Source organism: Flavobacterium sp. TC780 (assembly GCF_056783245.1).
The window spans coordinates 1-13,343 of the sequence record NZ_JBXBAV010000044.1 but is presented as its reverse complement, the minus strand read 5'-3'; the positions used below and the strand labels follow the sequence as shown (position 1 = coordinate 13,343).

Here is a 13,343-nt window from a genome sequence, read left to right as displayed (position 1 = left end):
GTATTGCTAAGGTTAATACATGCTCCTGTTGTTAGGGAGGCAGCACCTCTATAATTGCTGAAAAATTTGGTTTATCACCCACCTATCTTGGAAAGCTACTTCCGAAAGCAATGCAACGAATCGATACAGGAATATATCTCTTCTTATCGCATTCGACTAATAGAACATCCATTGCGTTTCAGCGATAAAAGGGTGCATGAAATAGCCGATGAATTTGGATTTGCTGATGAAAGTCATATCAATAAGTTTTTCAAACGACACAAAGAACTTACTCTTAAAGCATATAGAATCGGATTGAGTAACTAATCTTGGTATCAGTTTTAGGATATATTTTTTAATAACTGCATAATTCTAGTTAAATGGCAGCAATTAAAAATTTTCTTTAAATCTATAAGGTAGAATAAAACAGGTATTGACTTCAAGTTAAATTTCGGTTCAGATTTATTAAGTTATATTATCAAATCAATTAGTCCACATAAACCTGCTCCGATTAGGATTGTCCAAGAAATCCAATCTTTAAGTTCATTGTTATTATGTTTTAAAAATAAAACATGAAGTCCTAAATGTATAATCGTAAAGATGTTGAAACCTTTAATAAATACTTTTATGTCCTGACTATGTGTTAGCTCCCAATAAATAAAAAAGAATAATGGAATATGCACTAAAACAAATACTATATATCCTAATTTGTCACTCAGTAAAGAAAGCCCAGGGAAAATTCTCCATTCTCTACATCGTATTGCGTCCATTTCGTGGATTGTAATAAATGAAAGCCCTAAATAAAAGAAAATATGTTCTATCATTTCATTATGTTTTTATCGAATTTGTTTACTGTCTTATAGTTGTCTTAGCATTGCTAACAGTTTAGACTCTGCAATAGAATTCAAATTCTCAATTTAGCAGTTACATTATATTTTAGTCTCTCTCTTAATCAAAAATTTCCTTACTCCGTTTTAAACTTTACCAAGTATTCATCATTGATTAAAGGATAGCCTTCTTTTGATTTGTAATTATAAATTCATATTCTTTGTTTGCTTGTAAATCAATTAAAATTTCTTGCTTTCATAAAAGTATTCAAACCTTTTGTCTCATTCTCAATGTAAATTCTATTAATGAAATTCAATTTTTTTGAAAAATCTTTTGTTTGCTGAATGCTATCATAAGCAATCCAAACTTGTCAATATCTGAAGTGAATATTTTATTAGTGTTTTGAGAAAAAGCACTCATAAACAAAAAAGAAAAAGTAATTGTAAAAATATGCGCCATTCGTTTCTCTTAGATAATACTATTTAGTTTCGTTTGATAAAAAATATCATAACGAACATTGACAAAGATATCAATATTATCTACTTATAATAAATTGGCTAAGGATTATAGTTCAGTTGAGAACTTGGTTTTATCTTCTATTTTCTGATTCCAAATCTACTGTAACAGACAAAGAAGTGCTTTTTAACATTTTTTCAATCATGCATGAAATTTATTAATATTACAATCATTTATCAAACGTTACTTTAATGGTGTCTCCATCATTAATAAATTTATCTAGCCATATTTTATTCTTACTAGAAACTGTTACTTTTAATTTTTTACTTTCTCTTTTAACAACAATATCAAAGTCTTGACCAAATGCATTAATGTGTCGTAAACTCATTACTGGCCATGACAACGGAAGTCGAGGCGTTAAATCAAAACTATTTATGCCTGTTGGACGAATACCAAACAAACCTTCGGTAAAAACTCTGCAATACAAACCACTTTCTGCAGAAAGATGACGCTGATTCCCTTCTGGATAAGCTTCTACTGGGTACGGAACATGATCCCCCAATAAACGACGTGTTGAATAGTAATGTAAAAAATCAATCGCTTTTTCTGTTTCTCCAGCAGCTAATACCCCTCTTAAAGCATAAAGAGTAGATCTGTCCCAGAATGTTTTATCTCCAGAAAGACTGGCGAGACCATCTTGTGTCCATAATTCTGGAGAAAACAAAGCGGCAATGGTTCCTTCTTTTCTATTATAAATCCCCATTGTAAGTGGAGTGCAGATCCAAGCACGCAGAAACATCATTTTCTTTATAATATTTATAGGTTTCAAATCCTTCAATTTTAGAACCAAAATAGCTTTCAATAGCCAGCTTTAATTTTTTAGCTTGTTCTTTATAGACTGCTAATTGTTTTTTATTCTTTCCTAAAGTTTCTCCTAAATAAATAGCTGAATTCAATGCATCATAATACAATGATGAAGTATTCAAGTTGGCTTTTCCTGCAGGAAAACGACCTTCTAATTCATCTGAATCAGACGTAACAACTCCTTCTGGATTTAGCTTTAAATTACAATATTCAAGACACCATTGTATCAATGGCCATAATTGTTTGGCCTCTGCACTACTCCCTTTTGCGAGAGCATAACGTCCAGCTCCGTAAGCAATCATAGCTGCATCTCCCCGATCACCAGCGCCATCCCAAATATCAGTACCTTCAGCAATAATAGAACTTGGTATTGACTTATATTCTTTATTAATAAATCGTGCAAAATGGAGGTATGCATTTAAAGAAGCTTTGTTGCCATAATCATAACCTAAAAATGGAAAAAAGGGCCCAATATATTCAGCTTCATCATTTGCCCAAATTGCGGCATAATAAGCTTCGCCACCAGGTCCGTGCATTGGTCCTCCTTTGGTTTCAAAAATACTTTCGGCTGCCCTTAGTTTTGCAAAAGCGAATTCTGTATTCAATATTGTATCAGGTGTTTCTAATACCAACTTATTAGCAAGTTCCTGAACCAATTCAAGGCGCTTTATTTTTTCACTATTTACATCCACTTCGGGTACTAATTCATTTGCTTTACCAGCAAAATAAAAAACAGAAAAACTAATTATATCATTAGATTTTAAATTATAATAGCCTTCATTTAAAACTTTAGTTTGAATAGTATAACTACCTTCAATTCCTTTAATTGGATCCGCTTATATATTACATTTGATTGTGGTATTTCTACAGAAACTTCTTTCTGTGAACTATTTTTGATAGTATATATTTCGCAATAACCTGCCAATGCAGTTGTTGGAAAATACGTCCTCGTTAACTCAAGTATCTTCCCTACTTTACTTTTAACGAATACAGTTCCATTAAGGCTAATCGAAATTACTTTTTCATTCTCAATAGGCTTATTATTAACGGTAACTAATTTTAGATAATCTTGTGCAAATCTGCGGGTAAGACTGGCATGCGTATTATTCGGAATTGTTCTCAGCATCGGCCAGACTAAGCTTCGCGTAGTATGAAAAGAACTATCAGCAGCAACTCCATATCGTATTACACATGAAATTTTCTTTCCCGCTCATTTCGATATGATCGTCATGTGGTATATTAGTGATATCCCATGAGATATCCCTTTCGTTATTTATTTTCCAGCGATTGTTTTCTTGTGAAAAGGCTTTGCCAGAAATAAAGCACAGCAGACTAATTACTATTTGTTTTTTTATAAATGCTGAATTCATTAATTGGAGTAGGATTTAGGATTGTCTTATTTAATTTAAAAGAAATTATACCTTGCTCAATCGATACATCAATACACCATGAGGGGCAATGGTTTCTTTGAGTATTTTAGCAGTTGTACCAGTTTGTTTTTTAAGCCAAAGGTCAAATAAATTATATGTGTCTTTATTGTTCAAAGTGTGATTAAAAATTGCATCCACAATATTTTCCTTACTCCAATCAAAACTAATTGACTTCGATTCAGTTTTGCGATTTATAAAGCAAATTGCCCAATCTCCATTTTTAAGCGGTTTACACCAAACCTGCAGTCCATCCTTATCAAGATATCGAAATCCTTGTATCCCTAATGGGTCCTGATCAATATCAATTACCCCTCTATTCGTAAGGATTTCTAACGTTTGCTTAGACATCTTTCGGATATCATTTCCTGCAATTAGTGGAGCTGCCATCATGCTCCAAAGAGAAAAATGAGCTTTGTCTTCATTGTAAGTCATACCGTTACCTACTTCAAGCATATCAGGATCATTCCAATGTCCGGGACCTGAATATTTTCTAAGATTCGATTGTAAATCTGCAATATGCATCACACTGAGAGAATTCCAAGTTCCTTCATCATGCACCGAATCAAAAATTTGATAAATGTCTTCTGTTGTACGCCATAATTGCCCCACTCCTTCACCCCACTCCCAAGGCTTGTTTACTCCCCATTCACATATACTAAATACAATAGGTCTTCCTGTTTTCTTTATAGCATCACTCATAGTTGTATACGCTTCTTTCGCATTAATACCTGTAGTATAGCACCAATCATATTTCAGAAAATCAACATCCCAGGCGGCATAATTTCTGGCATCTTGATATTCATATCCACGTGTTCCAGGGTATTTTTGACATGTTAAAGTTCCTGCACAATTGTACATTCCAAATTTTAACCCTTTAGAGTGCACATAATCGGCAACAGCTTTTATACCATGAGGAAACTTTTTAGGATCAGGCACCAAATTACCTTGATTGTCTCTTTCCATTGCCATCCATCCATCATCGAGAACTAAATAAATATAACCAGCATCTTTCATTCCTGATGAAACCAGCATATCTGCAGTTTCCATCACCATTTTTTCATCTATATCAGCATGAAATGTATTCCAGCTATTCCAGCCCATAGGAGGCGTTAGCACCAAGTTATCTAGTTTTTGCGCATTTAGTTGCATACAAAAAACAACAATACTCATTAGAGCCCAATTCTTTACTTTTAGATATTTCATTTTAAGTTTAGTTGCAGAATTATTTTATTTTTTTCCGCAAACCTACAAGCAATCCCGAATTGAGCCCTATAGTATATTCACTTTTAATTATACTATTTTATCTAATTGATAATTTTTAAAAATAATTAGAAAAAAGCATAAAGCACAAAAGCTCCAGATTTCTCTGAAGCTTTTGTGTAATGTCTGTTCTTTATAATTGCAAAAAACAAATAAACTTTGCAAGAATAGTGAAAGAGATATACTTTAAAAATTAGTATTTATTTTTTTAGAACGATCAGCAATATATGAGATTAACCAAATAATTGGCCCTTCTTTAACAAAGTATATTTTCTTTTGTCTGAGTTTGGAATACTTCTACAAGAGTCAATAATATGTTATTGGCAGAAATTAGATATTTTTGATGGTATATATTTAAAACTCTAGCTGCTTCTTTATCTGTTTTAGAAAAATTGTATACTTATTGAAGTTGTTCTTTAATACAGCATCATAATTCATAATATCTTCTAGATTAAAAGGAATATAATGATCTTTAGTGTTTTCATTAAAATATAGCGTTGTAAAGGCCCAAACAGCTCCACCAGATAAGTAGATCTTTTCTTTCTTTTGCAAAAGAGGATTTGAATCAAGCATTTCTTTTACCTTCTTACGCAGTACAGGATTATAATCAAAAGATTTTTCCTGATATACAGTCATGTTACTAGCTTCTTTTTGATTTGCTACTGTTCTTTTTACTGCATCAGTAAGCGTCATTGTACCAAAATCAAGCTCCAAAGGCATAAACTCTAATTTATTATCTGAAAGCTCATCGATGTAGCCACCTTTTGTATTTACAGCACCAATATCAAGTAAGATAGCATTAGGATAATCAACAGAGGAATAGCTCCTTTAACCAACATTCTGGTTTCTTCGTTGATATTAATAACATCTAGATTTTTGTTAGTTAGAGTAGCAATTTTGTTTTTTAAAACATCAAGGTTACAGCAGATGCAAAAACAGAAGACTACTAGACAATATTTCCTTCATTGATATTGTATTTTACTCTTTAATTTGTGACAAATGATTAAAAACGATGCTACTAGCTTTATTAATATCTTCGGGCAGCCGCCATAAGCAGTAATATTTTTGGCAAAATTAAGCCCTTCTTCATTTACATAGTGGACAATTTTATAATCGGCTTTCTTTATGTTATTTACCTCTAAGACGGTAACTTTTATTGTTCTACGTCCGATTTCAATTCCGGCATAAACGTTTTTTTGAGAAAAGGAACTAATGGAAAAAAATAAATTTAAAAGGGTAAAAATTAAAATTTGGGATTTGTTTTTTTTAAGCATTGGATTTAGTTAGTGTTATAATTTAATTTGGAGGAAAATTTTTAATGTGTGTTTAAATAAGAAGTTGGTGTTGCGTTTTTTTAAATATCAAAATTAAGATGTTGTTGAAGTAGATTCTTCATAAGTAATTCAATGTCTTTTATATCAACTATAAAGTAAAAAGGGCTTCATGATGGTTAATGTATAAATGACTAAATAAAAGAATAATTGGCTATCATATCTAAAAGGTGACGAAGCAAAAACTGTTAAATAAAACACCACAAATCTATAAAAACATTTACGAATACAAACTCAGTTATTAAGAAAATGTAATGTTAAATTATCTAGGCAGCAATGTTAAGTTAATGATAAATAACTTCATTTCCCCTAACATATTGAAGAAGAACAGGCTACTGCAACACTAGATTTAATAAAGGTAACAGGGAGCCGATTCTAACGAGTTTTGTTTGAATAAGCAACTGTAATTTAAGGTTAAGTAACCTGTATTGTTTGGTTTAAAATACAGAAAAATCTTATTCGGCAAATATTTTCTATCTACTTAATTGTTCTATAATTTGTATTATCTCTATAACATGGTTTATTTCTAAATCCATGCTACTATTTCCTTTATATTTAATTTCAATAGCATCTTCTGTTTCATTGTATTTTATTAAAATTTGTGATGCTACAATTTCCCAATAATATTCGTCACCATTATGCTTGAAGAGCTGATGGGTATATGGTTGTCTTTGATAATTAGGATTTTCCCATATTTCTTTTGAAATTTCAGTTAACAGATCAATAATTTCATAAGCATCAGAATGTGTGAGTAAGCAATACTCTCCTTTTTCATAGTTTAATTGTAGTGAAATACAATCTCCCTTTTTTTTAATCTGAATATTTCCATTCTTAACAAACCAATTATAAACCTGATTTTCCATTTTTAGATGTTTTGGGGTGTCGACATTTTTAGAAACTTAAACATTTTTGGGTACTCCTCTCTTGGGCAAAAAGCCAAAGCAACTTCTTTATTGTCAAGTGAAGATTCTGTAATTACAACAAAATCAGTTTTATTTTTAAGTTTATCAAATTCAATTTCATTCGCTAAGCAAACGACTTTTTTAAATATTCCATTTATCCATTTTATCATATTATCATTTTCTTGAAATTTCTTGTAACAAGCCAATGAAGCGTGTGCCGCAATTACTGGAGCCAGTTTATCTGGAATATTGTCTTTTACGATAATGTACATTTTCATATGGTAAGCTTTACAAAGATTATGAGAATCTGGGGTTGTGTATTATAGAGATTGTTTAATTCAAACAAAATTAAGCTAAATATAAAGTTTCAGAGCGTGACAATTTCGAATTTTATAAATCTCTTTAAATTTAATAAATCTAAAACCTTTGGTGAAACTTTCAAATCAGATCGGAACTTTAAAACACCCTTTATAAAATGTCTTTGTAATTCTTTTGCATTGCGAATAGAAAACGGAGTATTAAATACAATAGCTTTATAAATTATACTTTTGCTGGAGTTATCAAAATAATAAATACAAATATCAAAACCTACATCTTCCCCCACTGATAAAACTACATCATAATTTTTCAGATCAGGATTTGCGCATAAAGACTTAAAAGTTAGAGATTCAATAATTGTTTCATCCTTATAATGATGTAAACCATTATGATCAACTATTACTTTGTTAATTTTATTTTTTCTCACAGTAATTATGTTCACTGCTATGAAATATATTAAAAAAAATAAAAGTATTGCCGATAGCACTACTGATAAAATTTTAAATTCAACAGAAAATTTGTCAGATTCGATGATAACTATCTCTGAAATGATAATTCCTAAAATTGTACTCACAAAAAGAAATACTCCTATAGCCTTTGCTATAAAAGTTATGTTTTTTGATTTTAATGATTCTATTTTTAAAAATTCATTATTCTGAAAATCCACTTTTTGTTAGAAATTAGAAATTAAACATTATAATTATTCAAACAAATTTAAGAAAGATAGATTTATTATTCCTGCTTTCAATACTGCTTTAGAAACTGAAGCTTTTTCTTAGTCTAGGAAATATAAAAAATCGAATTTACTCTATTTTAATAAGTTTAAGAGTAAATTCCATTTGTGTATCCTTATGTTGGAAAAAATCATCTAAAGATGGCCAAACTTCATGGTCTGGCATAATACCATGACCTTCTGGCTGATTGTCCTTTTTTGGTGCATCTTGTACCAGATTTACAATTGAAAATTGTGTTTTTATCTTTGAATTGGGAAGCTCATAAACCAGTGGTGAATGTCCGTTGTGAAGATAGTAACCTCCAACAGTCTCTACACCAACTATGGTAACATTTTGAACATATGCTTTTACCAAAGAAGCAAAATGTGAAGCTGCTGATGCCACATTTTCATTAATCAAAAGATAAATATTACCTTTAAATATAGGTAATTTAGGATGATAAACCGGATTGTATTTTTGGTTTTGCAGACTTATATTGTTTTTAAAAACCGGATATACATCTTTTAGATACTCTTTTCCCCTTTTTAAGGAAAGACTATCCATTCGTTGTGCTGTTGAAACACCCCAGAAATATTTTTCGTAAGGCAAAAAGTTGGGATCAAAGATTATATTCGCCTTTACATTTTCTTTGAATGGTTTATCTGTAAGGTACATTACAGGCTGTTCAAAGTTGGGGTCGCTGCCTCCAGGATTATTTCTAACATCAATTATCAGATTAGGAACTTTATTTTTATCCAATTCTTTAAAAACGCTATCCAAAAATTGGACATAGGTTTCAAACTTAGGATCATTCGATCCGTATGCCATGCCAAACCATCTTAGATTTAACAAACCTATAGCCGGATTAAGCATCCGAAAGCTATAAGGAGCCTGCTTTTTGTAATCTATCAATTCAGTAACAGGAGCACTAAATCTATTTTTAATGTTTGTTTCTCTTTGCTTCAGCGTTACTGCGGGAAGTACCTTTTTTTCGAGAGATTCAGATTTGGGTGAATTGTATTCTATAATGAATTCATCACAAAGACCATATTCCAAAAGATAGTTTATCCCAAACGATTTATCTACGCTGGCAGATAATTTTTCGGTAATATTATGACCATCTGCTGTATAATATTTATAAAAAGACCGCATCAATTGCACATCATTCACCCCATTTATACTTTTTATCCTTGAACCAGGTGGTATATCCGATGATTGACCATCAAAAATAATTTGCCCGTTAATATAAATAAGAGGATAAGGAAAAAATGATTTTTGGCGATTCAGAAAATTTATTAACTCCAAATCTGGAATGGTATAATTATGTACACTTCCTTCATAATCTGACAGCTGGAGCATTATTTTATAAAACGCTATAATACTCATCGGCTTTTTGATACTTTTAATGGTAGCGTTGTAAATGCTGTCTATTTGCTTTTTAGAGCGGTATTGGAATAAGCCGGAATTTGCTTTTTCATGTATGGCAAGGAGTACTTTAAGATCCTGATGCATCTGCTTTTCTGAAAGCATTTTATTGTACTGCGATAAACTATCCTTCCTGCTTTGACTAAGACTTTGTGCCTGAATTTTACAGGAGAAAAAAAACAACAATACGATTGTAAAAATTGACATCAGTTTTTTATTGCTCATAAATATATTGATATAGGTTATTCGATTATAAATGCAGTTCTATACATGATAAAAGCTGTTTTTTTCATGCATATAAGTCATTATATTTTAATACTTTATAATAAAAAAAGCAACAAATCTATTTTTAAGAGCCCTTGTTACTTTGTGATAAAATTAGGATAAAATTTGCATTACAACAAAAGAAAAATAATTTAAAATGTACGTTATTATTAAATTCCTCCGCTCTCCAAAATGCGTTTGTGAAAAGCTCCAAATATCTTAGATTTACAAATTCTTTGCTGTTTATCTAAGTCGTAAGCCTATCAAAAATCTCCTGACTTTTTAAGTGTTGTAGATAGAAAAACAATATAAGCAAAAAAGCTCCAGATTTCTCTGAAGCTTTGTCTTAGTATCGGGAAGCATCGAAATAACTAACCTGTTTTTTTTTGAGAATTATTATTCTATTCATACTTACTCAAATCTAAATTAAGAATATTCCCTACTCTGCTGAATTCTTCATTAATCTTTGCATTCAGGATTAGTTGTTTATTATGTATGGGATGATTAAAAATTAACTGATGTGCATGAAGCATCATTCCTTTCAGATCATAATTCTCCAACCACAATTTATTTTGTTTGTTACAACCATGTGGTCGACTACCTAAAATGGGATGAAAAATATGTTTGAAATGTTTTCGCAATTGATGCATACGACCAGTTTCAGGAATCGCTTCTACCAAACAATATCGTGACGTTGGTTTATTATTAAATTCTAACTCAATTTCAGTATTTTGCAAACGATGAAAGTATGTTATTGCATTTTGTTTAACATCATCATCATTGATTAAATCATAATCAATCGTTAGTTCTTCGGGTGACCAACCACGCAAAATGGCTAAATATTTTTTTCCGACTTCGCGTGTGGCAAAACGATCATTCATAGTTTTCAAGACTTCTTTATCCAACGCAAATAACAAAACACCAGATGTTTTTCGGTCTAACCGATGAATAGGATAAACGTGCTGCCCTCCTATTTGGTTTCTCAATTCCTGAATAGCATATACTTTTGCATCGCGTGCATAAAATGATTTGTGAACCAACAAGCCGCTTGGTTTATTAATGGCTATAATATATTCGTCTTGGTAAAGAATTTCTAACATTTGGCAAAAGTAAAAGAGATTTCGATTAAAATCATTTTTATGACTTATTTGTTTTTATACTTTTCCTTATTTTATTTTAGATCCCAAAACAAAAAAGAGACTTGAAAGTCTCTTTTTTGAATTAATATATCTTTATAAATAATTATTTATTGATTAATTTTTCTAGTCTCACCATCATTTCATCTTTCTCTTTCAACATACGCTCGTACAATTCAATTTTTTCTTCGTGAAGTGAAACCAATTTTTCAATTGGATTAAAATTGAAGTTGTTCCATAATTAAATGAATTACTTAAGGCATGTTCATGCAAAAGTATTCGAAATAATATTTATTGCTTGTTCTTCATCAAAATTTTGAAAAGCTTCAACTGGAACTCTTAATACAGCTGAGATTTGTTTCAACAGACTATCTTCAATTACATCTTTCTGCTCCAGCATAGAAATTTTCTTCTGGTTCCATTCTTCTCCCAAATCAAAAGCTAAAGCTTCCTGTTTTATGTTAAGCATTTCTCTGAAACGTTTTACGTTTCTTCCCTGATGTATTTTCTGTTCCATAATGAATATCAATTTTCCAAAGACTCAAAGATAAAGCCATTTGGATTAAAAATAGTGAATTTCAAAGATAAAAAAAAATCTCATAAAACATTCTTTTGTCAGATATTATATCCGCTTTTGTCCTACTCTGGGATGAATTCGAATAAATAAAGAATTAAAACCTCAGTTGAATCAAGGTATGTTTGTTTCGTTCTTGTTTTATGATCAGAAAGTGAAACTGACTCGCGTTACATAGAAGACTTTTTTAGGTAGTAGAAAACTATTCAGATTTATATTCATTTAAGTACGAAAAGTATTCAAAAAATAAGAAACTCGTTTGATAATTTATGAAATAAAAATCCTATTTTTGAGAACAGATAAACACTGCCAATTGTCAGACATAGCGCTCCAATTTAGGGTAGATAAGTCGGATATCGTCAGGCATATATACAAGTTAGTGGCAAGCTCGCCAAAAAAACGCAGAAAGAAAACAAAATTTATATGGAAAACACGATTAAAGAAATTAGCAGAAATGCTGTTATTCCTTTGCAAAACGTATCTAAAAACGGAGTGAAAAGAACAAAAGAATTTAATATTAATTGTTGCGATTTAGAAGATTATAATCATATTGACATTACTAATTCAGATAAATATGAAAAAATGTTTACTGAGCTAAAAGAATTAGTTGGACCTTGTTTGTATTACTTTGAAATAACTTCAGAGAACTTAACATCTGAAATAATTGATAAAATAAAACAATATTCAATTAGCGAAAATTCGAAATCAATTCCTGCTATCAAAAGTAAAATAATTGAAAGCAAAATACTTTACGTAGGAAAAGTTAAGCGCCATTTTTGGGGAAGACTTATTCAACATTTAGGATATTATAAAGTGAATAGAACTCAAGGATTACAACTGTTTTATTGGACAAAAGAGCTTAATTTGAATTTAAAATTAACTGTTTTTGAGTTTGAACCTGAAATGATAAATCTAATGGAAGTTTTAGAAAATGATTTAGCCAAGCATTTAAAACCAATTTTAGGAAAACATAAATAACTTAAAAATGAATAAAAAACTATTAATTGTAATTGTTGCATCTCTATTTACAATATCAACCTTTTCACAAATAGAAATCGGAAAAATTGAAAAAAAAATAGAAGTTGAAAAAAAGGTAAACTTTCCTCCATACAATCCAACCGAAAATTTTATTGAACATTCAGAATATTATCGAGCAAAAATCACAAAAATACTCGAAAGCGGTAGTGGGAAAAATCCATTTGACGAAAAACAATGTGACATAAATGAATACTACAAGAGATATAATAGTTTAAAAATATATTACCCAACATATTCAGACAATTACCGTAAAAACGATATACTATTTTTTAAGAAAACTGACAAAATTGAAATTCTAAATTGGTCACAAATTGGTAATAAATATTTCACTATAGCTAATATTAATCCTTCATTTGAAGGATCAGAAATATATAACGAAGTCAAAAGCAATTTTGGGAAAGATTTTTTTGCAGATATACTATTTGAACTAAAAGATAATTCAAACAATGAAACTATTTATGTAATTGAATCCTCATCAAATCCACAATTTATTTTATCACCATATTTTGAAAAAAAGAAAGAATCAATAAATGGTAAAACCTTTATTGCTATTAGTGATTTTAACGCAATTAGAAATCCTATATCAAAAACTGATTACACAATGTATATTGATAAAGGAACTGAATGGAAAGGAGAACTTACATTATTAAGAAAAAAAGATTTAAAAATAGAAGAAAGCAAAGATGCTGATGATGAAGAAATTTTATTTGCAGTTTTATTAAGCAATGAAAAAGATAAAGTCATTTTTAATTTTAAAGGTAGTAGATGGAATTTTGAAGATGTGCTTTTAACGAAAAATGACTTTGAAAATCTAAAAAAAGGAAT

Annotated in this window: 15 protein-coding genes and 1 pseudogene; 3 read left to right on the top strand and 13 right to left on the bottom strand. The window is 30.3% G+C overall.

The features are described from left to right. Positions 1-87 precede the first annotated feature (87 nt). Positions 88-306 carry a helix-turn-helix domain-containing protein gene (locus tag AC1RYN_RS04440; protein ID WP_481805983.1) on the top strand — a complete coding sequence of 73 codons (219 nt, stop codon included), beginning with the start codon at positions 88-90 and terminating at the stop codon, positions 304-306. A 143-nt stretch (positions 307-449) separates the two neighbouring features. Here AC1RYN_RS04440 and AC1RYN_RS04435 read toward each other — a convergent pair whose 3' ends face one another. From AC1RYN_RS04435 to AC1RYN_RS04375, 13 genes and pseudogenes are all read right to left on the bottom strand, one after another. Continuing rightward, a complete protein-coding gene (locus AC1RYN_RS04435; RefSeq protein ID WP_481805982.1) occupies positions 450-803 on the bottom strand; it encodes a DUF6713 family protein in 354 nt (117 codons plus the stop codon). A gap of 689 nt (positions 804-1,492) precedes the next feature. Further along, entirely contained in the window at positions 1,493-2,026 is a 534-nt protein-coding gene (locus tag AC1RYN_RS04430; RefSeq protein ID WP_481805981.1) for a hypothetical protein, read from the bottom strand. Further along, positions 2,013-2,819: a hypothetical protein gene (locus tag AC1RYN_RS04425; RefSeq protein WP_481805980.1), complete on the bottom strand. Its 807-nt coding sequence runs from the start codon at positions 2,817-2,819 to the stop codon at positions 2,013-2,015. Before AC1RYN_RS04425 ends, AC1RYN_RS04430 begins: the two co-directional genes overlap by 14 nt. Before the next feature lie 89 nt (positions 2,820-2,908). Further along, complete coding sequence (locus AC1RYN_RS04420) at positions 2,909-3,253, bottom strand: hypothetical protein (RefSeq protein ID WP_481805979.1); 345 nt, start codon at positions 3,251-3,253, stop codon at positions 2,909-2,911. Between the two features lie 289 nt (positions 3,254-3,542). Beyond that, positions 3,543-4,760, bottom strand: a complete 1,218-nt coding sequence (locus AC1RYN_RS04415; RefSeq protein ID WP_481805978.1) for a glycoside hydrolase family 27 protein — start codon at positions 4,758-4,760, stop codon at positions 3,543-3,545. 411 nt (positions 4,761-5,171) lie between these two features. Then, positions 5,172-5,537, bottom strand: coding sequence for a hypothetical protein (locus tag AC1RYN_RS04410; RefSeq protein ID WP_481805977.1), 366 nt, complete (start codon positions 5,535-5,537; stop codon positions 5,172-5,174). Between the two features lie 242 nt (positions 5,538-5,779). Next, positions 5,780-6,091 carry a hypothetical protein gene (locus tag AC1RYN_RS04405; protein WP_481805976.1) on the bottom strand — a complete coding sequence of 104 codons (312 nt, stop codon included), beginning with the start codon at positions 6,089-6,091 and terminating at the stop codon, positions 5,780-5,782. Positions 6,092-6,621: 530 nt separating this feature from the next. Next, positions 6,622-7,011, bottom strand: a complete 390-nt coding sequence (locus AC1RYN_RS04400) for a hypothetical protein (RefSeq protein ID WP_481805975.1) — start codon at positions 7,009-7,011, stop codon at positions 6,622-6,624. 2 nt (positions 7,012-7,013) lie between these two features. Then, positions 7,014-7,328 carry an aminoacyl-tRNA hydrolase gene (locus tag AC1RYN_RS04395; protein ID WP_481805974.1) on the bottom strand — a complete coding sequence of 105 codons (315 nt, stop codon included), beginning with the start codon at positions 7,326-7,328 and terminating at the stop codon, positions 7,014-7,016. Positions 7,329-7,417: 89 nt separating this feature from the next. After that, positions 7,418-8,035, bottom strand: a complete 618-nt coding sequence (locus AC1RYN_RS04390) for a hypothetical protein (RefSeq protein WP_481805973.1) — start codon at positions 8,033-8,035, stop codon at positions 7,418-7,420. 136 nt (positions 8,036-8,171) lie between these two features. After that, positions 8,172-9,713 carry a S41 family peptidase gene (locus AC1RYN_RS04385; RefSeq protein WP_481805972.1) on the bottom strand — a complete coding sequence of 514 codons (1,542 nt, stop codon included), beginning with the start codon at positions 9,711-9,713 and terminating at the stop codon, positions 8,172-8,174. A 458-nt stretch (positions 9,714-10,171) separates the two neighbouring features. Further along, positions 10,172-10,870 carry a pseudouridine synthase gene (locus tag AC1RYN_RS04380; RefSeq protein WP_481805971.1) on the bottom strand — a complete coding sequence of 233 codons (699 nt, stop codon included), beginning with the start codon at positions 10,868-10,870 and terminating at the stop codon, positions 10,172-10,174. A 142-nt stretch (positions 10,871-11,012) separates the two neighbouring features. After that, a pseudogene (locus AC1RYN_RS04375) lies at positions 11,013-11,423 on the bottom strand (helix-turn-helix domain-containing protein). A gap of 480 nt (positions 11,424-11,903) precedes the next feature. Between AC1RYN_RS04375 and AC1RYN_RS04370 the strand changes: the two are divergent. Beyond that, positions 11,904-12,458 (top strand): hypothetical protein, encoded by a 555-nt coding sequence (locus tag AC1RYN_RS04370; protein ID WP_481805970.1) that lies wholly within the window; start codon positions 11,904-11,906, stop codon positions 12,456-12,458. Between the two features lie 7 nt (positions 12,459-12,465). After that, positions 12,466-13,343: hypothetical protein (locus tag AC1RYN_RS04365; protein WP_481805969.1), on the top strand; the 878-nt coding region annotated here is incomplete at its 3' end.